17 protein-coding genes are annotated in these 21,375 nt (G+C 73.6%); 13 read left to right on the top strand and 4 right to left on the bottom strand.

From position 1 onward, the window contains the following. Positions 1-125 precede the first annotated feature (125 nt). From BMY88_RS04110 to BMY88_RS04100, 3 genes are read left to right on the top strand one after another with little or no spacing between them, the layout of a single operon-like run. Positions 126-1,667 (top strand): hypothetical protein, encoded by a 1,542-nt coding sequence (locus BMY88_RS04110; protein WP_091940472.1) that lies wholly within the window; start codon positions 126-128, stop codon positions 1,665-1,667. Positions 1,668-1,716: 49 nt separating this feature from the next. Further along, complete coding sequence (locus tag BMY88_RS04105; RefSeq protein ID WP_091940470.1) at positions 1,717-2,151, top strand: hypothetical protein; 435 nt, start codon at positions 1,717-1,719, stop codon at positions 2,149-2,151. Beyond that, positions 2,151-3,701 (top strand): FHA domain-containing protein, encoded by a 1,551-nt coding sequence (locus tag BMY88_RS04100; RefSeq protein WP_091940468.1) that lies wholly within the window; start codon positions 2,151-2,153, stop codon positions 3,699-3,701. The genes BMY88_RS04105 and BMY88_RS04100 overlap by 1 nt, the downstream gene beginning before the upstream one ends. 208 nt (positions 3,702-3,909) lie before the next feature. Here BMY88_RS04100 and BMY88_RS04095 read toward each other — a convergent pair whose 3' ends face one another. Continuing rightward, positions 3,910-5,997, bottom strand: coding sequence for a cation:proton antiporter (locus BMY88_RS04095; protein WP_211435482.1), 2,088 nt, complete (start codon positions 5,995-5,997; stop codon positions 3,910-3,912). A 279-nt stretch (positions 5,998-6,276) separates the two neighbouring features. Here BMY88_RS04095 and BMY88_RS04090 point away from each other — a divergent pair, with 279 nt between their 5' ends. Further along, entirely contained in the window at positions 6,277-7,122 is an 846-nt protein-coding gene (locus BMY88_RS04090) for a protein kinase domain-containing protein (protein WP_091940466.1), read from the top strand. 64 nt (positions 7,123-7,186) lie between these two features. Here the strand turns inward: BMY88_RS04090 and BMY88_RS04085 are convergent, their stop codons facing one another. Next, positions 7,187-8,539, bottom strand: coding sequence for a serine/threonine-protein kinase (locus BMY88_RS04085; RefSeq protein WP_091940464.1), 1,353 nt, complete (start codon positions 8,537-8,539; stop codon positions 7,187-7,189). 110 nt (positions 8,540-8,649) lie between these two features. Beyond that, positions 8,650-10,647, bottom strand: coding sequence for a serine/threonine-protein kinase (locus BMY88_RS24595; RefSeq protein ID WP_211435481.1), 1,998 nt, complete (start codon positions 10,645-10,647; stop codon positions 8,650-8,652). A gap of 289 nt (positions 10,648-10,936) precedes the next feature. On the opposite strand from BMY88_RS24595, the gene BMY88_RS23245 reads away from it, so the two are divergent. The 4 genes from BMY88_RS23245 to BMY88_RS04055 all read left to right on the top strand — a co-directional run bounded on the left by BMY88_RS23245 (position 10,937) and on the right by BMY88_RS04055 (position 14,000). Further along, positions 10,937-11,737: a hypothetical protein gene (locus tag BMY88_RS23245; protein WP_139220394.1), complete on the top strand. Its 801-nt coding sequence runs from the start codon at positions 10,937-10,939 to the stop codon at positions 11,735-11,737. Between the two features lie 127 nt (positions 11,738-11,864). Beyond that, the gene (locus BMY88_RS04065; RefSeq protein ID WP_091940461.1) at positions 11,865-12,137 is read left to right on the top strand and encodes an antibiotic biosynthesis monooxygenase; all 273 of its coding nucleotides are present in this window, start codon (positions 11,865-11,867) and stop codon (positions 12,135-12,137) included. A 25-nt stretch (positions 12,138-12,162) separates the two neighbouring features. After that, positions 12,163-12,525 carry an HNH endonuclease gene (locus tag BMY88_RS04060; RefSeq protein WP_244524435.1) on the top strand — a complete coding sequence of 121 codons (363 nt, stop codon included), beginning with the start codon at positions 12,163-12,165 and terminating at the stop codon, positions 12,523-12,525. Between the two features lie 74 nt (positions 12,526-12,599). Then, entirely contained in the window at positions 12,600-14,000 is a 1,401-nt protein-coding gene (locus BMY88_RS04055) for a glycine--tRNA ligase (protein ID WP_091940459.1), read from the top strand. A gap of 56 nt (positions 14,001-14,056) precedes the next feature. Here BMY88_RS04055 and BMY88_RS04050 read toward each other — a convergent pair whose 3' ends face one another. Further along, positions 14,057-14,884 carry an acyl-CoA thioesterase gene (locus tag BMY88_RS04050; protein ID WP_139220393.1) on the bottom strand — a complete coding sequence of 276 codons (828 nt, stop codon included), beginning with the start codon at positions 14,882-14,884 and terminating at the stop codon, positions 14,057-14,059. A 492-nt stretch (positions 14,885-15,376) separates the two neighbouring features. Here BMY88_RS04050 and dusB point away from each other — a divergent pair, with 492 nt between their 5' ends. The 5 genes from dusB to BMY88_RS04025 all read left to right on the top strand — a co-directional run bounded on the left by dusB (position 15,377) and on the right by BMY88_RS04025 (position 21,353). Next, on the top strand, positions 15,377-16,537 hold the full coding sequence (dusB, locus tag BMY88_RS04045; RefSeq protein ID WP_091940455.1) for a tRNA dihydrouridine synthase DusB: 1,161 nt from the start codon (positions 15,377-15,379) through the stop codon (positions 16,535-16,537). 46 nt (positions 16,538-16,583) lie between these two features. Further along, positions 16,584-17,039 carry a hypothetical protein gene (locus tag BMY88_RS04040; RefSeq protein ID WP_091940453.1) on the top strand — a complete coding sequence of 152 codons (456 nt, stop codon included), beginning with the start codon at positions 16,584-16,586 and terminating at the stop codon, positions 17,037-17,039. Positions 17,040-17,266: 227 nt separating this feature from the next. Continuing rightward, positions 17,267-17,806: an Rv0361 family membrane protein gene (locus tag BMY88_RS04035; RefSeq protein ID WP_170860958.1), complete on the top strand. Its 540-nt coding sequence runs from the start codon at positions 17,267-17,269 to the stop codon at positions 17,804-17,806. Between the two features lie 147 nt (positions 17,807-17,953). Next, complete coding sequence (gene ppdK, locus BMY88_RS04030; protein ID WP_091940449.1) at positions 17,954-20,665, top strand: pyruvate, phosphate dikinase; 2,712 nt, start codon at positions 17,954-17,956, stop codon at positions 20,663-20,665. Positions 20,666-20,720: 55 nt separating this feature from the next. Further along, positions 20,721-21,353, top strand: coding sequence for a YdcF family protein (locus tag BMY88_RS04025; RefSeq protein WP_091940447.1), 633 nt, complete (start codon positions 20,721-20,723; stop codon positions 21,351-21,353). The last annotated feature ends 22 nt before the right edge of the window (positions 21,354-21,375 follow it).

Genomic DNA, 21,375 nt, shown 5'->3' with positions numbered 1-21,375 from the left:
GGACCCGGCCACGGCGGCGACGGCACGACCGGGGCACGGTTGCGATCATCGCGGCGGATCCCGTTGACACGGACGGCGGCAGCGCCCGACAGTGGCGGCTCCCCGAGCAAGGACGGACCACCCCCGTGAGCGAGAGCACGATCGCGCCCCAGCACGCCCAGCCGCCGTCGGGGCCACCTCAGCCCGGTGACCTCAACGACCACCTGATCGCCAACGACTTCTGGACCGACCAGATGCTCGCCGAGGCGGGCATCCCGATCATCGACGTCCCGTTCGTCACCTTCGGGGGTGGCATCGGGTCCTTCGTGACGGTGGACTACCTGCGCATCTGCGGCGTCCCGACCAGCGCGATCCGCGTCCTCACGCCCCTGAAGACGCCGTGGGAGAGCTACGAGTACCTGACCACGGTCTCCCAGGTGCCGCGCACCGAGCGCCTGCGGTCGGACTCGGCGTCCACCCCGGACAACATCTGGGGCTTCCCGAGCTACGCGTTCCGCGAGGGCCCCAAGCAGTGGTGGAACGTCTTCCTCGAGCCCATCTTCACCCGCTACTACACGCCGAAGGCCGGGCACGCGTTCATCTCCATGGAGAAGGAGATGCACCGGATCCGGTACCCGGAGATGGTCGTGCACGGCCAGGTCCGCATGGTCCGGCGCCGCGTGGGCGGGGGCTACTTCACGATCCTCACCCCGCCCGAGGGCGCCGCAGCCACGCGACGCATCGCCTACCGCAGCCAGTGGGTGCACGTCGCCGTGGGCTACCCCGGCCTGAAGTTCCTGCCCGACCTGCAGAAGTACCGGCAGGAGTACAACGACTTCGCCAAGGTCGTGAACGCCTACGAGCCGCACGAGCACCTGTACGAGACCGCGTACAAGCGCCCCGTGACCATCCTCATCCGCGGCGGCGGCATCGTCGCCTCGCGGGTGCTGCAGCGGATCATCGACGACCGCGACCAGCGGGGGCTGCAGACGCAGATCGTGCACCTGTTCCGCGGCTACGTGGACAAGGCCCACGGCCCGAGCATCTTCAAGCGCCGCCGCGGCGCCGACGGCTGGGCCTACCAGGGGTTCAACTACCCCAAGTCCGTGTGGGGCGGCCAGCTCAAGCAGCAGGTCCGCAAGAGCCACGGCGAGGAGCGCGCGAAGCTCTACAAGGAGATGGGCGGCACCAACACCCCGCTGCGCAACGACTGGCTGGAGCAGCTCGACCGGGGCCGCCGCGAGGGCTGGTACCGCGTGATGATCGGCCAGATCGACAACATGCGGCCGGTCGGCAACCTGGTGGAGGTCGCGGTGAGCAGCGACCAGGGTCCGCAGCTGGGCACGTTCGACTTCGTGCTCGACTGCACCGGCCTCGAGGCCGACATCCGCGAGCACCGCGTGCTCGCCGACCTGCTCGACCACTCCGGAGCCGGCCGCAACCCCGTCGGCCGCCTCGACATCGGCACGAACTTCGAGCTCCTGGGCACCCAGAACGGCGGGAAGATCTACGCCTCCGGCAGCGCCACGCTCGGCGGTCCGTTCCCCGGCGTGGACACCTTCTTCGGCCTGCAGATCGCCGCGCAGGAGATCGCCGACGACCTGATCAAGCAGGGTTTCGCGAAGAAGCTGGGCCCGGGCCGCTCGACCGGCCAGTGGTGGAAGTGGGTCCGCAACAGGCAGATCTGACGCCGCCCGCGACCCGACCGCCCGACCTCACGACCCGAGAGAGACCACCGTGCTCCCCACCCTGAACGGCCGCATCCAGACCAGGATCTTCCTGCTGGTCGTGGTCGGCGGCCTGTGGCTGCTGATCATCACGCCGATCCTGCCGACCGGTGTCGGCATCGGTGCCTCCTACGGCGCCACCTTCTCCGTCCTGCTCGTCACCACCGTGCTCGGGGTGCTGTGGGAGTTGCTCTACCACGCCATCCAGCAGTTCCGGTGGGAGAAGGACTGGCCCACGCTCTTCGGCTTCCTGACCGGCATCAACGAGGGCCTGCTGGTGTGGTTCCTGTTCGCCGGCGGGGTCATCCCGTGGAGCGACGGCATCACGGGCCCAGCGTTCGTCATCGCGTTCGCGACGACGTGGATCCTCGTCTGGCTGGTCGCCAACGGCCCGATGCGCGTGCCCTTCGTGCACTGGCGCATCAACGGCGGGAGGCTCGTCTGATGTCGACTCCCGTCGTTCCGCCCGCCCCCGCCGCGTCGCCCGCTGCGGCGGTCGGCGTCCCGCCGTTCGACCAGGTCGGCGTCGCCGTCACGCCGGGCGAGGACCTCGTCGTCCGGCTGCCCGGGATCGTGCTCGTGGTCGCCGTCGAGGCGACGACGACACCGCCGGCTCCGGCGGCCAGCAGCGGCCTCGGCGGCTGGGGTGTTGCCCCGGCGACCCCCGCCGCCGCCAGCCCCGCCGGTGACCGCTTCCTCGGGGAGCTGGTCGGCCTGTGCCGCCGGGTCTCCGCCGCCGGTCGCCGGGCACCGGGGCGCCGGCTGCACGAGGAACTGCGGGCGTGGCTGCCGACCGCGACCGGCGTGCCGTCGTTCGCGGTGGCGAGCGCCACCGAGGAGGGGCTGGCGCTCGCGCTGCTCGGCGACGGCGTGGCCGAGGTGCCCGAGCTCGGCCTGCGGCTCACCAGCGCGCAGGGGGAGGACCCGCTGCCCGACGGGCGCACGTACCTGGACCGGCTGGTCGACTGGCCCCCGGCGGCCCTGCGGCTGTCCGTCGGCGCGCCCGACGACATGGCTTCCCACCCGCTCGCCGACCTGGAGGCCGGTGTCGTGCCGGGCGCCGCGGCGGTGCTCTCGCCGGCCCCGGTGCCGGCCACCCCTGTCGTGCCGGCCCCGCCGGCGCCGGGCGGCACGGTCATCGCGCAGCTGCCGCCCATCCCTGTGGGTGGGCGGGTCACCACCCCGCCGGTCCCGCCGCCGGTTCCCGCGCCGCCGCCTCCGCCCGCGCCGCCCGCGCATGCGCCGGCTCCGGCGGGGGGCGCGCCCGACGGCCACGCCCACGACCACGCGGGGCACGACCACGACCACGACGGCCACGACCACGCCGCGCACGCGGTGCCGGAGCCGCCGGCCCCGGTCGTCCCGCCGCCGCCCGTGGAACTGCCCGCCCCGGCCAAGTCGGTGTCGTTCCTGCAGCCGCCGCCCGCCGACGAGGTGGAGCCCCCGCGGGAGCCGCTGCCGGTGGTCTCCGAGGAGCAGCCGCCGGCTGCGCTGGCCGCCCAGGAGGAGGGCGACACCCGCCCGAAGGTCAAGGGCATCCTCTGCAAGAACGGCCACCTCAACGACCCGCGGGTGCTGTTCTGCGCGCAGTGCGGCATCCGCACCACGCAGCAGACCGCGGTGTTCGTCGAGGGCGTGCGACCCCCGCTGGGCCTGCTGGTCTTCGACAACGGCGCCACGGTGAGCCTGGACGCGGACTACCTGCTCGGCCGCGAGCCCGAGACCGACGACCGCGTCCGCACCGGCAACCACCGGCCCCTGCTGGTCGTCGACCAGACGGGCGGCGTCAGCCGGCACCACGCCGAGATCCGGCTGGAGGGGTGGGACGTCGTCCTGACCGACATCGGGTCGGCCAACGGCACCCTGTTCGCCCGCCGCGGCGAGCTGGCCTGGACCTCGCTGATCCCCGGCCAGCCGGTGCAGCTGACCCCGGGGATGACGGTGCGCATGGGCGGGCGGCAGTTCGCCTTCGAGTCCCCGCACGGCGGCTACTGAGCCGACGGCAACGGCGCCCGCACCTCCCGGTCCCGGGGGGCGCGGGCGCCGTCGTCGTGTCGGTCCTCCCTCACCGCAGCGCGTCCTCCCACACGGTCCACGGCCGGGGAGGACGCTCGACGATCAGGTGACCTGAGCGTCGCCGCCCCCCGACGACGACGGCGCCCGTCCCCGGTGGGGGGACAGGCGCCGTCGCGTGCGCCGGGCGTCAGGCCTGCGCGGACCCGCCGATGCTGGCCAGCGTCTCGTCCATGTCGCGGTCACGGTCGGCGTTGCTGGCGTGCACCACGAGGACGGGGGTCAGCTCGTCGGAGGGCGGGACGGGCACCCCGGCCGGCGTGACGACCAGCGAGGGGATGGCCGTCTGCTCGTCGTCGGCGACCAGCACCCCTGCCCGGCGCAGCGACTCGCCGACGCCCGCCGCGCGCCGCTCCGCGCGACGTCCGTCCCCGGCCTGCAGCTGCAGCGGCACGGCCCGGCCGATCGAGGCCTGGGCCGCCAGTCGCAGGGCGGCGCGGCCGTTGGCCTCCTCGTCCTGCACCACGGCCACCGGGCCGTGGGGTGCGAGCCCGGGTTCGCCGAGCTCGCCGCTGACCACGACGACGGTGCCGTTGAGCGCGGCCGGCCACGGCGTGGCCTCCTTCGACCCCTCCCGGACGCCCCAGCCGCTGCGGACGACGACGACGTCGGAGGCGGAACTGGCGGCGAGGTCGGCCACCTCCGCCCACGGGTCGTCGCTGAAGCGGGACGTGATCGACGCCTTGAGCCCGCGGGCCTCGATCTGGCGGGCCAGCTGCCGCAGCTCCTCGCTGGCGGTGGCCATGAGGAGCAGGTCGGCACCGAGGCCGCTGGCGACCTCGGGCTTGGGCTGGGTGCGCCGCATCACCCGGGTCAGCACGACCTGCGCCGGCGTCTCGCGGCCGACGAGGTCGCAGGCGAGCGAGACCAGGCCGGCGTCCCGCTCCGGGTCGTCCACGACCACCTGGACGGTGTAGGCGTCCACCAGGCCCATCTCCGCGCGCTCGGCCGCGGCGATGTCGCGGTCCAGGATCCGCTGCGGGTAGATGACGTTGAGCAGCGGCGCCGCCATGATCGTGGTGACGACGGCCATGATCACCATGAGCGTGAACATGCTGCCGTCCAGGACACCGAGCATCAGGCCGGCGTTGAGGATGACCAGCTCGGTGAGGCCGCGGGTGTTCATCAGCGCCCCGAGCGCGGTCGCCTGCCGCTTCGGCACGCGCTGGGCGCGGGCGGCGAAGTAGGCGCCGACGAACTTCCCCGAGATCGCGACGAGCAGGATCAGCGCCAGCTCGCCGAGGCCGGTCAGGGTGATGGCGCCGACGTCGACGTTGGACCCGGTGATCACGAAGAACACCGGGAGCAGCAGCAGGACGCTGACCTGTTCCAGTCGCTCGGTGACCTCGTGGGTCAGCTTCGCCGCGTTGTGCCGCGGCATGATCACGCCGAAGAGGAACGCCCCGAAGATGAAGTGGATGCCGATCTCCTCGGCGATCCACGCGCTGAGCAGGATCCCGACCAGCACCCCCGCCAGCATGTCCGGCGTCAACCGACCGAACCGCTCGTGCCACGTCACGAGCATCCGCAGCATCGGCTTGACGACCAGGAACATGACCAGCGCGAAGACGATCGACCACCCCAGGATCGCGATGACGCCGCCGAACGAGCTGGCCGCCACGATCGCGACGACGACGGCCAGCAGGGACCAGGCCAGGACGTCGTCCACGGCCGCGCAGGCCAGCGCGAGCGCCCCGATCGGGATCCGGTGCATGTTCCGCTCGGTGAGGATGCGCGCCAGCACCGGGAACGCGGTGATGGACATGGCCACGCCGATGAACAGGGCGAAGCCCAGGCGGTCCACCTCCTCGCCGCCGACCACGTTGTGGTCGTTCCAGAGGTAGAGGGCCAGCACGATGCCGAGGGAGAACGGCAGCAGGATCGACGCGATCGACACCGAGGCGGCCACCCGCTCGCGGCCCTTGATGAACGACAGGTCGACCTCGAGGCCGACGAGGAACATGAACAGCACCAGGCCGAGCTGGGCGAGCACGTTCAGGAACGGCTTGATGTCGGGCGGGAACAGCTTGGCGTCGAGGTCTCCCGGTAGGGCGCCCAGCAGGGTGGGGCCGAGCATGATGCCGGCGATGATCTCGCCGACCACGGCCGGCTGGCCGAGCTTCACGGCGAGTCGGCCCATGAGGCGGGCCAGCACGATGATCACGGCCAGGTCGACGAAGACGTACGCGATGACTTCGGCGATCTCACGGTGTTCCACGGTCGCTCCGGAGGGACGGGTGGATCCGTGCTGCCGGATCCGCGAAGTGCAGAGGAACGACGGGCGCAGCCGCCGACGGTCGCCGCAGCAGGCGCCGTGCGGGCGCGGATGCTAGTCGGGCTGTCGGCCCCGTGGCCGATTCCGCCGCACGGGCGCTCCGACCAATCCCACCGGGAGCGATCGCCTTCCCGCGCAGGCCGGGCGGGGGCACACTGACGCGCTGCCGCGCCTGCGGCGGCCCGGCCGGACCGGGTGCACCACAGTTCCAGGAGGTAAACGATGGATGCCGTCGGCCTGGCAGGCGCGGCGCCTGCCACGATCGCGGACTACCAGGTGATCCGGGTCCTCGGTGAGGGCAACAACGGACGCTTCTACCTGGCCCGCCCGCCGGCGCGCCTCGGCCTGCCCGACGAGTACGTGGCGGTCAAGGTCTTCACCGGCAGCCACAGCGAGCAGGCCTACCAGCGCGGTGTGCGCGAGCTGCGCGCCTTCGCCCAGGTCAACTCCCCGTACCTGGTCCGGGTCTACGACGCGGTGCTGCAGGACAGCTTCCTGTACGCCATGGAGTACTGCCCGCTCGGTTCTCTCGCCGCGCCCGCGCGGCCGCTGAGCCGGGGAGAGGTGCTGCGGGCGGTCGGCCACGCGGCCCACGCGCTGCACGCCCTGCACGAGGCCGGCCTGACCCACGGGGACCTGAAGCCGGCGAACATCCTCCTCACCGACGAGGGGGGCAAGCTCTCCGACCTGGGCCTGGCGCGCTTCCTCACCCCGGGCGTCACCCTGACCGGCATGGCCAGCGCGGCCTCGGTGGAGTTCCTGGACCCGGCGCTGCTGCGCGGCGACCGGCCCTCCCGCGCGACCGAGGTCTTCGCGCTCGGCGCCACGCTGCACCGGGCGCTGACCGGGAACGGCCTCTACGGCGAGCTGCCCGACAGCGAGCCGCTGCTGGCGATCCGGCGGGTCATGAGCGCCGAGCCGGCGCTGGCCCCCGGGCTCACCAACGAGGAGGCGGCGCTCGTCAGCGACTGCCTGGCGCCCATCGGGCAGCGCCCGGCCACCGCCGAGCAGGTCGCGCAGCGGCTCGACGCGCTGGCCGCCGCCGCGCTGGGGGCGGCTCCCGCCTGAGGCGCTCCGTGCGCGACGGGCCCCTCCTCCCGACCGGGAGGAGGGGCCCGTCGCGTGCGCGGGCTCAGTGGGGCACGAACTCGCTGAGCTCCTGGGCGTTCCACCAGGTGTTGAGGACGTCGAGACCGAACGTGCCGCCGTCCACGATGACGACGAGGCCCTCCACGGGGAGGTCGTCCTGGGTCCAGGCCCAGATCGCGTTGTTGTCCTCGTCGATCCAGCACGCGAACCGGCCGCCCCGCTCGCCGTCGTCGAGCGTGTAGACGCCGTGGCCCTGCGTCCCGGGGCACTGCGCGCCCTCCGGCAGCGGAGCCAGGCCGTTGCGCTCCATGTCGGCGAGGAAGGCCGCGTCGGCGGTCGCCTGGTCGGTGTAGAGGAAGAACATCGAGTCCTCGGGGCCGGGCTGGTTCTGCGCCGATCCGCAGCCCAGGACGGCGACCGCGCCGTCGGGCGTGGGCTCACCGGTGTCGCACTCCACGTTGGTGAAGTTCAGCGGGATGACCCGGCGCAGCGCCTCCTCGGCGAGGTCCTCCGGCGGCGTCGACGGGGTGCGGGTCACCGGCGCCGTCGTCGTCGGCCCCTCGGTGCCGGCCTCGTCGTCGTCCCCGCCGCCAAGGAGGAGTACCAGGACCACGGCGAGCACCGCGACGACGGCGAGGGCGCCGAGCACCAGCGGCAACCACCCCGCCCTGCCCGGCCCGGGGGCGGCGTCGCGCAGGGCGTCCTCCGCCGCGGCGGCGAGCTCGCCGCAGGTGGCGAAGCCCTCGCCGGGATCGTCGGACAGCCCGCGGCGCACGACCTCCTCGAGCCCCGGGGGCAGGTCGGCGGGGGCGGCGGCCGGCCCGGCCGCGGCGGCGTCGGCCGAACGGCCGGTCAGGCACGCGACCAGCAGGCCGGCGAGCGCGCGGACGTGCCCGCGCCCGTCGGCCGGGCGCCCCGGCTCGGCGGGGAGACCGAGGCCGGTGAGGTGGACAAACTCGTCGTCGCCGGAGCCGGAGAGCACGACGTCGGAGGGCAGCGGGCCGGGATGGACGACGCCGCCGGCGGACGCGGCGTCCAGCGCGCGGGCGGTCTGGCCGACCAGGGCGACCGCGCGGGCGGGGTCCATCGGGCCCTCCTCGGCGAGGACGGCGGCCAGGTCGCGGCCGGCGACCAGCCGGGTGTCGAGGAACAGCCGGCCCTCGATCTCCCCGGAGCGGTGGACGGGGACGACGTGCGGCTCGTCGAGCGCGGCCGCGAGCGCGGCCGCGGAGTGCAGCCGCTCGCGGTAGCCGGCGTCGGCGGTCAGGGCCTGGGGGAGGAGTCGGAGCGCGACGACCCGGTCGTGCTCGGTGTCGAGCGCGCGGTAGACCTCGCCCGCGCCACCGCGGCCGAGCGGAGCCTCGATGCGATACGGGCCGAACCGATCCGACTGCACGTGCTGACGTCCCCCTCTGGTGCTCCTGCGACGTCGCGGACGGCGACTGTCCGGCGCGGCACGAGGCGCGGGCCTCCCGCCCGAGGGCAGGGGACCCGCGCCGTCGACGGTCAGTTCTCGACGAAGTCGCTGTTGTCCGGGTCCTGCCACCAGGTCCAGAGGGTCTGGAGAGCCTCCGGGCCGCCGCCCTCGATCACGATGATGCCCTCGACGCCGTACTCGTCCTGGGTCCAGTACATGTTCGCGTCGTTGTCGGCGTCGACCCAGCACGCCACGCGGCCGGCCGTCTCGCCGTCGGCGTTGCGCCAGTAGCCGTAGCCCTGCTGGGCCGGGCAGGACTCGCCGCCGCTGACGTCGAGTTCGCGGACGCTCTGGCGACCCATGTCGGTGAGGAACACCTCGTCGACCGCGTCGCCGTCCTCGTAGAGGAAGAAGTTCGAGATCTGCGGGCCGGGTTGCGTGTTGGCCGGGCCGCACTCCAGCGCCGCCAGGTCGCCGTCGCCGGCCGGCGGCTTGGTGACGCAGACGTCGGCGTCGTAGTCCGCGGGCAGGATCGCCCGGAGGGTGTCCTCCGGGTCCTCCGGCGGGGTCGAGGTGGTGGTGGTCGGCGTCGTCGTGGTCGGCGTGGTGCTGACGGGCGTCGTGGGGGGATCGTCGGCGGTGTTGTCACCGTCGCCGCCGGCCAGCGCGATCACGAGGACCACGGCCAGCACGACCAGCAGGGCGATGCCCCCGAGGATCAGCGGCAGCTTGGTGGACTTCCGCCCGGCACCGGACGCCGAGGAGCCGAAGCCGCCGGGGCCACCCGGACCGCCGGGGCCGCCCGGGCCGCCGGGGCCGCCCGGGCCGCCCGGGCCGAAGCCGGACGTGCCGGGACCGACGAGGCCGTAGCCGGTACCGCCGCCGGGCCCCTGCGGGGGCAGCCCGGGCGGGCCGGGGTGGGACTGCGGGCCGTACCCGCCCGTGGGGGACGGGCGCCCCGTGCCGCCGGCCGGCGCGTAGCCGCCGGTACCGGGCTGCGACGGCGGGCCGTAGCCGCCGGTGGGCGGCGAGGGGTGTCCCGTGCCGGCGGCGGGGGCGTAGCCACCGGTCCCGGGGTGCGACGGCGGGCCGTAGCCACCGGGGGAGGACGGCGGACCGTAGCCACCGGGGGAGGACGGCGGACCGTAGCCACCGGGCGGGCCGGGCTCGGAGAAGCCGACCGTCTGCGGCGGCGGGGGCAGCGGCGTGACCGAGGTGGGCGGGGCGGCGGGGATGATCGCCTCGGCGACGCCGGAGTCGCGGAGCGCGGCGCGGGCGGCGGCAGCGAGCTCACCGCAGCTGGCGTAGCGCTCGTCGGGGTCCTTGGCCAGGCCCTTGCGGACGACCTCGTCGAGCTTCCTCGGCAGCCCGGGGCGGACGGCGGAGGGGGCCTGGGCCTCGGTGTTCAGGTGGGCGTACATGAGGGTGGCCAGCCCGTCACCGGTGAAGGGACGGCGGCCGGTGAGGCACTCGAACAGCACGCAGGCGAGCGCGTAGACGTCGACGCGCTTGTCGATCGGCTTCTCCAGGAACCGCTCGGGTGCCATGTAGTCGAACGAGCCGAGCGCGGCGCCGGTCTGGGTCAGCGCGGGCCCGGCGGCGTCGGTGGTGGACCGCGCGATGCCGAAGTCGACGAGGTAGACGAACTCGTCGTCGCCGGAGCCGGTGACCAGCACGTTGGACGGCTTGACGTCGCGGTGGACGAGCCCGTCGGCGTGCGCGGAGTCCAGCGCGCGGGCGGTCTGGCTGACGATGGACACCGCCCGGGCCGGGTCCATCGGACCCTCCTCGGCGAGCACCGCGGCGACGTCGCGGCCGGGGACCAGGCGCATGTCGAGGAAGAGGCGGCCCTCGATCTCGCCGTAGCGGTGGATCGGCACGATGTGCGGCTCGTTCAGCCGGGCGGCGAGGTGGGCCTCGCGGCGGAACCGCTCGCGGTATCCGGTGTCGCTGGCCAGGGCCTGGGAGAGCACCTTGAGCGCGACCACCCGGTCGTGCTCGGTGTCGAAGGCCCGGTAGACCTCACCCATCCCGCCGCGGCCGAGCATGGCCTCGATGCGGTACGGGCCGAACTGTTCCAGATCCACGTGCTGACGTCCCTCCGTGTGCCGCTCCCCGGCCGCGCGTCCGCGCCGGCGCCGGGAGGCGGTCGTCGGCGGAGTGTAGGGACGGAGCCGGGTGCCGACCAGCGACCTGGCCGCGGACAGCTTCCTCCCAGCCTGCGACGTCCCGTCCCCCAGGTGAGGGAAGCAGAACGGTTCGTGACGCACCTGTGACAACCTGCGCGCGCGAACCGGTATGCGCCGGCCCGGTGCGTGGCTACCTTGCTCTCCGCTCCGGGGTCGCCTCCCCGGCCACCGAGACGAGAGAAGCACCATGAGCCAACCTCCAGGTCAGTACGGCGGCCAGTACGGCCAGCCGGGTCAGTACGGCCCGCCCGGTCAGTACGGCCAGCCCGCTCCCGGCCAGTACGGGCAGCCGGGTGGCTACGGGCAGCCGGGTGGCTACGGCCCCCCCGGCGGCCCCGGCTTCGGGCCCGGTGGCTACGGCCAGCCCCCGCAGAAGAAGAGCGTGCTGCCGTGGGTGATCACGGCGGCCGTCGTCGTCCTCGCCGGCGTGGGCGTCCTGCTGTTCTTCCTTCTCAAGGACGACGACGACGGCGGCAGCTCGACCGCCTCCTCCTCCACGTCCGCCTCCACCTCCGTCGCCGCCCAGGACATGGGCTCGGAGATGGGGGAGGACGACGACCCGCCGCCGTCGGACCTGCCCACCGGCGCCGAGGTGCCGATGGACGTCGACGACCCGCCCAGCGGCGGGGAGAGCGGCGAGGAGACCTACACCGGGTCGATCGAACTGGCCGCGGAGTGGCTGGGCGCCGTCGCCGGGGCCGACACCTCCACGGCGTGGGCGCTGACCGACCCCAGCCTCCAGGCCGCGGCGAGCGAGGCGGCCACCGAGGCCGGTGCGGACCCCCAGGAGTACCTGGTCTCCTACGTCTACGCGAACGTCTTCGAGGGTGAGGCGCCGACGGACGCCTCGCTCGTGACGGTGGAGTTCGACGAGGAGACGCAGTGCGACGTCATCGTCATCGAGGTGATCCTCGAGGGCGGCGGCAGCGTCCAGGCGGCGGTGTTCGTGAACGAGGACCTGCTCGTCTCGGACTTCGGCACGCTCTGACGTCCGCTCCTCCCGACGGCCGGTCCCCGCACCCGCGGGGGCCGGCCGTCGGCCGTTCCGGGCTGCTGCGCGCGGGTCTGCGACGATGCCGCGGGCGCGCGTCCGCGGGCCGGGAGGGAGGCCGTCGGTGTTCGCCGTGACCCGGCTGCGGGTGCCCGCGGGCAGCGAGGACTTCGCGGCGCACGTGGCCGCGCTCCTGGCCGCCCTCGCCGCCCGGCCCGGGTTCCGCGACGGGCACGCCGGTGAGGCGGCCGAGGAGCCGGGGCTGTGGGCGCTGGTCACCCTGTGGGACGGCGTCGGGGCCTACCGGCGGGCCCTGTCGGCGGCCGAGGTGAAGATCGCCGGGGCCCCGGTCTGGGTGCACGCCGTCGACGAACCGGGTGTCTACCTCCTCGACTGAGGCCGCCGGCGCCTACGGTCGGCCGGTGGTCAGCCGCACCCGCACCGCCCGGTACGCCCGCCGCCGCAAGCGCCGGATGGACGCCGTCGAGCACGACCTCTCCCCGTACGAGTGGGCCGCCCTGCAGCACGAATGGGGTGGCTGCGCGTACTGCGGCGCCACCGGGAGCGCGCTCCAGCGCGACTGCGTGCTGCCGATCTCCCGCGGCGGGCGGTACACGCTGGACAACGTCGTCCCGGCGTGCGGTCGCTGCAACGCCAGCAAGTGCAACGACGAGGTGACCGGCTGGCTGCGGCGCAAGCGGCTGGACGAGCGGGCGTTCCTGGTGCGGCAGGCGGAGATCCGGATCGCCCTGACCGCCGCTGCGCCCGGGTCGATCACCGACTGACGGGGGCTCCCCGGCCGCCGACTACCGTGGGCAGGTCAACCGCCGACCGCCAGCCGGATGGAGCCTGAGAGCCCGTGGCCGAGAGCCCCAAGAACGACCCCGCCCGCCTCGACAAGGTGGTCAACCTCTGCAAGCGCCGGGGATTCGTCTTCCCCTCGGGGGAGATCTACGGCGGCACCCGCTCCGCGTGGGACTACGGGCCGCTGGGCGTCGAGCTCAAGGAGAACATCAAGAAGCAGTGGTGGCGGACCGTCGTCCAGAGCCGTGACGACATCGTCGGCCTCGACTCCTCGGTGATCCTGCCGCGCCAGACCTGGGTCGCCTCCGGCCACGTCGGCGTCTTCACCGACCCGCTGACGGAGTGCCAGAGCTGCCACAAGCGGTTCCGGGCCGACCACCTCGAAGAGGACTTCGAGGCCCGCAAGGGCCGCGCGCCGGAGAACGGCCTGGCCGACATCGCCTGCCCGAACTGCGGCACGAAGGGCGCGTGGACCGAGCCCCGCGACTTCAACATGATGCTCAAGACCCACCTGGGCCCGGTCGAGGACGAGTCGGGGCTGCACTACCTGCGCCCGGAGACCGCGCAGGGCATCTTCGTGAACTTCGCCAACGTCATGGGCGCCGCGCGCAAGAAGCCGCCGTTCGGCATCGGCCAGATCGGCAAGTCGTTCCGCAACGAGATCACCCCCGGCAACTTCATCTTCCGGACCCGCGAGTTCGAGCAGATGGAGATGGAGTTCTTCGTCGAGCCCGGTACCGACGAGACCTGGCACCAGTACTGGATCGACCAGCGCACCGAGTGGTACGTGGATCTCGGCATCGACCGGGACAACCTGCGCCTGTTCGAGCACCCGCAGGAGAAGCTGTCGCACTACTCCAAGCGCACCGTCGACATCGAGTACCGCTTCGGCTTCCAGGGCTCGGAGTGGGGGGAGCTCGAGGGCATCGCCAACCGCACCGACTTCGACCTGAAGACCCACACCGAGCACTCGGGCACCGACCTGTCGTACTTCGACCAGGCCACCAACACCCGCTGGACGCCGTACGTCATCGAGCCGGCCGCCGGCCTGACCCGGTCGCTCATGGCCTTCCTGGTCGAGGCCTACACCGAGGACGAGGCCCCCAACGCCAAGGGCGGCGTCGACACCCGCACGGTGCTGCGGCTGGACCCGCGGCTGGCGCCGGTCAAGGCCGCCGTCCTCCCGCTGTCGCGCAACGCCGACCTCTCGCCCAAGGCCCGCGACCTGGCCGCGGCGCTGCGGCGGAACTGGAACGTCGACTTCGACGACGCCGGCGCGATCGGCCGCCGGTACCGGCGCCAGGACGAGGTCGGGACGCCGTTCTGCCTCACCGTGGACTTCGACACCCTGGAGGACCAGGCGGTCACCGTGCGCGAGCGGGACTCGATGAGCCAGGAGCGCGTGGGCCTCGACCAGGTCGAGTCCTACCTCGCAGCCCGCCTCCCCGGCTGCTGAGCCCCGGGCAATATGGCGGTTCTGCACCGTGCAGAACCGCCATATTGCCCGTCCTGCTACATCGCGGTGCGCGGGTCCAGCGCGGCGGGGGAGGCCTTCGCCATGGCGTCCTGGTGGAACGCCGCCACGAGCTCGCCGTCGGCGGTGAACACCGAGCCCTGCCCGTACACGCGGCCGGTCGCCGCCTTGGTGGCCTCCTGGGTGATCAGCAGCGGCCGGTCGACGTCGAACCGGTCCAGGAAGTGCAGCGTGTGGCCGATGACGCCGGTGTTCAGCGTCCGGTGCGCCTGACGGACGTCGACGGCGTGCGGGCGCATGGCCAGCCCGATGAGCTGCCCGCAGGTGGCCCAGGAGAGCACGGCCCGGTTCGCGGCGGGCGACCCCAGGGACCGGTCGAAGCGGTGCCAGGCCGACTCGACCGGCACGTCCCCGGTCATCGGTGCGCCGGGCACGGGGCGGATCTCGGCGCCGGGGAAGGCCTGACCGGTCGCGGGGGCGAGCTCGTCGAACCCGGGGACGACGGGCATCGCCGGCCCGTGCCGCATCAGGTCCTCGTCGACGACGGTGAGGAGCACGGTCGCGCGGGCGAGCAGCTTGCCGTTCTGCCGGGCCGTGACCGTGTCGCTGGCCCACGTGCGCCCGGCCTGCAGCGACTCGACCTCGACCTCGATGGGCGCCAGGTAGGACCCGGCGCGGGCGAAGACGGCGTGCACCGAGCGGATGTCCTTGCCGCCGGCGTGCAGGTCCGAGGCCATCATCATCTGGCCGAGCAGCTGGCCGCTGAAGACGACGTCGCGGCCCTCGGCGGCCTCGGCCGGCTGGAACACGTGGTAGCGGCGCTCGCCCACCTCGGTCAGCTGCAGCAGGTCGGGCAGGTCGCTCATGGAGGTCTCCTCGGCGGTCGGCGGTGCCGGCTGCGGCACCGGCGCGCTGCAGCATGCCGGGTCGACCCGGTCCGTCGACCGTAAAGCCGGTCGCGGCACCTCCTTCTCGGTCACCCCCCGCGCGGTCAGGTCGGTCGTGGTGAGGACGCCGCGCCCTCCCGAAGTTGATCATCGGTAGATGGCTGGTCGACGCGCCGCGAGCGGCAGCCAGTCGCCGATGATCAACTTCGCGCGGCCAGGTCGGTCGTGGTGAAGACGCCGAGCCGCCCCCGGGCGGGTTCGGCGAGGAGGAGCGGCACCGCGAGGCTGGTCACCGTGCGACCGTCCCGGGACGAGTCCGAGAACCGGCGGGCCGACCTCGATCTGTGGACGGGGGCCCGGCTGGGGACGGGGATCGGCCCGTGCCGCCCCGCCGACCGTCGAGCCGTGCCGTGACCCGGCTCAACGGTCCGTCGACCGGGGTGACCTGCGTCGCCGCCTACGCTGGGGACCGTGACCGCCACGCTCGAGCCGACGACGGCGCTACCGCCGTTGTGGCTCGGCCCGCTGGCGGTCGACCCCGCGGTCGTGCTGGCGCCGATGGCCGGCATCACCAACCCCGCGTTCCGCACCCTGTGCCGGGAGTTCGGGGCGGGCCTGTACGTCTGCGAGATGATCACCACGCGCGCCCTGGTGGAGCGCAACGCCAAGACGCTGCAGATGGTCCGCGCGACCCCCGAGGAGGCCGCCGCCGGCTTCTCGGTGCAGCTGTACGGCGTCGACCCCGCGACCGTGGGCCGCGCCGTCGAGATGTTGGTCGACGAGGAGGTCGCCGGCACGCGCCCGGCGCACATCGACCTCAACTTCGGCTGCCCGGTGCCCAAGGTGACCCGAAAGGGCGGCGGCTCGGCCCTGCCGTGGCGCCGGCGGCTGCTCGCCGACATCGTGCGCTCCGCGGTGGCTGCGGCACGGGACGTGCCGGTGACCATCAAGACGCGCATCGGCATCGACGCCGAGCACGTCACCTACCTCGACGCCGGCCGCATCGCCCAGGACGAGGGCGCGGCCGGCATCACGCTGCACGGCCGGACCGCCGACCAGCTCTACAGCGGCACCGCCGACTGGGCGCCCATCGCCCGCCTGGTCGAGGCCGTCGACATCCCCGTGCTCGGCAACGGCGACGTCTGGGAGGCCGACGACGCGCTCCGGCTGGTCGCCGAGACCGGCTGCGCGGGCGTCGTCATCGGGCGCGGCTGCCTGGGCCGGCCCTGGCTGTTCGGGGACCTCGCCGCGGCCTTCGCCGGCTCGCCGCGGCGCGAGCTGCCCACGCTGCGCGAGGTGGCCGCGGTCATGCTCCGGCACGCCGAGCTGCTGTCCGCCGAGGAGGGCGAGCTGCACGGCTGCACCGACTTCCGCAAGCACGTCGCCTGGTACCTCAAGGGGTTCGCCGTCGGCTCCGACGTCCGCCGGGCGCTGGCGATGGTGTCCTCGCTGGACGAGCTCGCCGGCCTGCTCGCGCAGATCGCCGACCAGCCCTATCCGACCGTCGTCCTGGGCGGGCCGCGCGGGCGGACCAGCCAGCCGCGGCCGGTCGCGCTGCCCGAGGGCTGGCTGGCCGACCGTGACGATCCTCGGCCGCCGGCCGGGGCGGAACTGCTGGTGGGGGGCGGATGACCGCGAGGACGACGGGCGAAGCGCGGACCGAGATCGGAGTCGAGCCGTGAGCGCAGCGACCGAGGGCCCGTTCCTGTACGACGACGGGCCGACCAGCCCGCACACCGGGACGCCGCGCAACCGCAACGGGCTGCTGCTGGGGATCATGCTGGGCACGATCGTGGTCGGCGTCGCGATGGTGCTGCTCATGCCGCTGGTGAAGGGCTCGCCGGAGGAGCGGTCCGTCGCGGCCGTCCAGGTCTTCTACGACTCGCTGGGCGACGGCGACCTCGGCACGGCGACCCAGATGCTGTGCAGCGCCGAGCGGAGCCGGCTGGGCGAGACGGAGCCGGGCGAGGACTACCTGCTCGGCACCGATCCGGAGGTGGGCGACGACGCTCCCGAGGCCGAGCAGGACGGCGACACCGTCCGGCACGTGACCGTGCGCTGGGCCGACGGCAGCACCGCGACCGTCACGGTGGTGGCCGAGGACGGCCCGCGCGTCTGCGGGATCAACGGCTAGACGAACACCGCGCCGGACGGCGACCGATTGCCTTCTCACCGGGCTCGGTGGCTGGGAGCATGGCGCCGCCCGCGGGACGGTTCGAGTCCCCGGGTGCCCGCGCGAGAGGAAGACCGTTGTCCCAGCCGCCGTTCCCGCCACCGCCGCCTGCCGCACCCGGCGGGGGGAGCCAGCCCCCCGCAGCACCCGGCGGCGGAAGCCAGCCGCCCGCAGCACCGACCCAGGTCGTGTTCCCGGGTCAGGTCCAGCTCGCGCCCCAGCCGCAGTACGCCCCGACGCCGCAGCAGGCGCAGGGCCTGCAGGGTGGGCCGCTCGCCTCCGGGTTCCCCAACTACCGCTCGCCGCGGCCGTCGCCGCCGTGGCTGACCGGCAAGATCGTCGGGGCCGTCGTCGTCGTCCTCACCATCGCCTTCGCGGTGATCGGTTTCCTCATCGTCGGCGGCCGCGGCGCCAACAGTCCCGAGGGCGCCGTCGAGGGCTTCTACTCGTCGATCGTCGACGGCGACACCGAGCGGGCGCACGACCTGCTCTGTGACCAGTTGGCCTCGCAGATCACCGAGGGCGACCTCGAGGCCAGCCTCTCCGGTGACAGCGGGGAGCGCGGGGCGTCGGTCGAGGTCGGCGAGGCCTCGGACACGACCTTCGAGGGTCAGGAGGCCGCGACAGTGCCGGTCACCCTGACCAGCAACCTGGGCAACCAGGCCACCGGCACCGTCACCGTCGTGGAGGACAAGGGGTGGCGGGTGTGCGAGATCAACGTCAGCTGAGCCGCTGACCCCCACCCGCTCAGCGCCGCACCCCACGTGTCGTGGAGTGCGGCGCTGCGGGGTGATCGACCATGCGGCACGATCGGCGGCCAGCCCGTGCGCGGGGGTTCCCGGCTCCCGCCAGCCAGAACTCGGAGGTGGCCAGCCGTGTCGACGACCGGGACGCCCGCGAAGTGGGTCTACGACTTCCGCGAGGGCAGCAGGGAACAGAAGGACCTGCTCGGCGGCAAGGGGGCCAATCTCGCCGAGATGACCAACCTGGGGCTGCCGGTCCCGCCGGGCTTCACGATCACCACCGACGCCTGCCGCTTCTACCTGGAGCACGGCAGCCCGCCGCCCGACCTCACCGCCGAGGTCGACGCGCACCTGGCGGCGCTCGAGCAGGCGATGGTCAAGAGGCTCGGCGACCCGGGCGACCCGCTGCTGGTCTCCGTGCGCTCCGGGGCGTCGGCGTCGATGCCCGGGATGATGGAGACCGTCCTGAACGTCGGGCTCAACGACGAGTCGGTGAAGGGGCTGGCCGCGCAGTCGGGCAACGAGCGGTTCGCCTGGGACTCCTACCGGCGGTTGATCCAGATGTTCGGCAAGACGGTGCTGGACATCGACGGCGAGCTGTTCGACGAGGCGCTCGACGAGGTCAAGGCGGCGCAGGGCACCGAGTCCGACCTGGACCTGGACGCCGGGCACCTGCGCGAGGTCGTCGACCGGTTCAAGGAGATCGTCCGCGCGCACACCGACCGCGACTTCCCGCAGGACCCGCGCGAGCAGATGGACCTGGCGATCAACGCGGTCTTCGGCTCGTGGAACTCCGACCGGGCGGTCATCTACCGCCGCCGGGAGCGGATCCCCCCGGACGCCGGCACCGCGGTCAACGTCTGCGCGATGGTGTTCGGCAACCTCGGCATGGACTCCGGGACCGGCGTCGCCTTCACCCGCGACCCGGGCAGCGGCGCGCAGGGTGTCTACGGCGACTACCTGCAGAACGCGCAGGGGGAGGACGTCGTCGCCGGCATCCGCAACACCGTGCCGCTGGTGGACCTGGGGGAGATCGACCGCGGGGCCTACGACGAGCTGATGGGCATCATGTCCCGGCTCGAGTCGCACTACCGGGACCTGTGCGACATCGAGTTCACCGTCGAGCGCAACAAGCTCTGGATGCTGCAGACCCGGGTCGGCAAGCGCACCGCGGCCGCGGCCTTCGTGATCGCCACGCAGCTGGTCGACGAGGGCCTCGTCGACATGGACGAGGCCGTCCGGCGGGTGACCGGCGACCAGCTGGCCCAGCTGATGTTCCCGCGGTTCGTCTCCGGCGGGGACGCCACCCAGCTCACCCAGGGCATGAACGCCTCGCCCGGAGCCGCGGTGGGCCGCGCGGTGTTCTCCTCCGAGGTCGCCGTCGAGTGGGCGCAGCGGGGGGAGGCCGTCGTCCTGGTCCGGCGGGAGACCAACCCCGACGACCTCGCCGGGATGATCGCCGCGCAGGGGGTGCTCACCAGCCGCGGCGGCAAGACCTCGCACGCGGCCGTCGTCGCCCGCGGCATGGGCAAGACCTGCGTGTGCGGCGCCGAGGAGCTCCAGGTCGACACGAAGGCACGGACGATCACCGCTCCCGACGGAACCGTGGTCGGGGAGGGCGACGTCCTCAGCATCGACGGGTCCACCGGCCGGGTGTGGCTCGGGGAGGTGCCGGTCGAGCCGTCGTCCGTCGTCCGCTACTTCGAGGGCGAGCTGGACCCCGACGCCGACGACGCCGACGAGCTGGTCCGCAGCGTGCACCGGATCCTGACCCACGCCGACGCCGTCCGGCGGCTGGAGGTGCGCACCAACGCCGACACCCCGGAGGACTCGGCGCGGGCCCGCCGCTTCGGCGCCCGCGGCATCGGGCTGTGCCGGACCGAGCACATGTTCCTCGGCGACCGGCGGCGGCTGGTGGAGAAGCTCATCCTGGCCGAGGGCGACGAGGACCGGCAGGCGGCGCTGGACGCGCTGGAGCCGCTGCAGAAGCAGGACTTCGTGGAGATCCTCGAGGCCATGGACGGGCAGCCGGTGACCGTCCGGCTGCTGGACCCGCCGCTGCACGAGTTCCTGCCCGACCTCACCGAGCTGTCCGTCCGGGTCGCCGTCGCCGAGGCCGAGGGGCACCACGACGAGGGGCAGCTGCGGCTGCTGGCCGCGGTGCGCCGCATGCACGAGGAGAACCCCATGCTGGGCCTGCGCGGGGTGCGGCTCGGGCTGGTCGTGCCGGGGCTGTTCGCCATGCAGGTGCGGGCGATCGTCGAGGCGGCCTGCGAGCGGGTGGCCTCCGGCGGCGACCCCCGGCCGGAGATCATGATCCCGCTCGTGGGCGCGGTGCAGGAGCTGGAGGCGATCCGCGAGGAGTCCGAGCGGGTCATCGACGACGTGTGCCGGGCGCGCGGGATCGAGGTGCGGCCGCTCATCGGCACGATGATCGAGGTGCCTCGGGCGGCGCTGACCGCCGACGAGATCGCCTCGTCGGCGGAGTTCTTCTCCTTCGGCACCAACGACCTCACGCAGATGACCTGGGGCTTCTCCCGCGACGACGTCGAGGCGGCCTTCTTCCACGCCTACCTGGACAAGGGCATCTTCGGCGTCTCACCGTTCGAGACGCTGGACCGGCCGGGCGTCGGCCGGCTGGTGGAGCTCGGTGTCGAGCGGGGGCGGGCCACGCGGCCGGAGCTGAAGCTGGGGGTGTGCGGCGAGCACGGCGGTGATCCGGACTCGGTGCACTTCTTCCACGAGGTGGGCCTGGACTACGTCTCGTGCTCGCCGTTCCGCGTCCCGGTGGCGCGGCTGGAGGCCGGCCGCGCGGCGCTGGGCGGGCAGCCGGCCGGCGGCTGACGCGGGCCGGTGCAGGGTGCGTCGCCGAGTCGGTGCCGCGTGGTACCCATGACCCGTGCGGGTGCGGATCGGGAGCCTGGTCGCGCGGCTGGTCGGGGCCGCGGTGGTGGCGTCGCTGCTGCTGTTCGTCTCCACGGCCGCGGCGATCTGGTGGACGGCCCGGCAGGACTCCCGGCCGGTGTCGGACGCGATCGTGGTGCTGGGCTCGGCGCAGTACAACGGTGAGCCGTCGTCGATCTTCGAGGCCCGGCTCGACCACGCGCGCAAGCTCTACGAGGAGGGCGTCGCCCCGGTCATCGTCACCGTCGGGGGCGGAGCGGACGGCGACGTGACCACCGAGGCCGAGGCCGGGGTCGAGTACCTGGCCGGCGAGGGGGGCGTGCCGCGCGGCGATCTGCTGGCGGTCCCGGAGGGTTCGGACACCCTGGAGAGCGTGCGGGCGGTGGCCCGGGTCTTCGACGAGCGCGGATGGGGGAGTGCGGTGCTCGTGACCGACCCCTGGCACGCCATGCGCTCGGAGCGGATGGCCGAGGACGCGGGCATCGACGCGGAGAGCTCGCCCACCCGGCAGGGCCCGGCGGTGCAGACCCGGACCACCCAGTTCTGGTACATCCTGCGCGAGACGCCGGCGTACCTGGTGTACCGCGCGACGGGCGAGAGCGTCTCGGGCGCGCCGGGGATCGGCTGAGGCCGGGCATGGTGGAGCCGGG

The organism is Trujillonella endophytica (genome assembly GCF_900110555.1).
Lineage (GTDB): Bacteria > Actinomycetota > Actinomycetes > Mycobacteriales > Geodermatophilaceae > Trujillonella > Trujillonella endophytica.
This window is presented reverse-complemented; position numbering and strand designations above follow the sequence as displayed.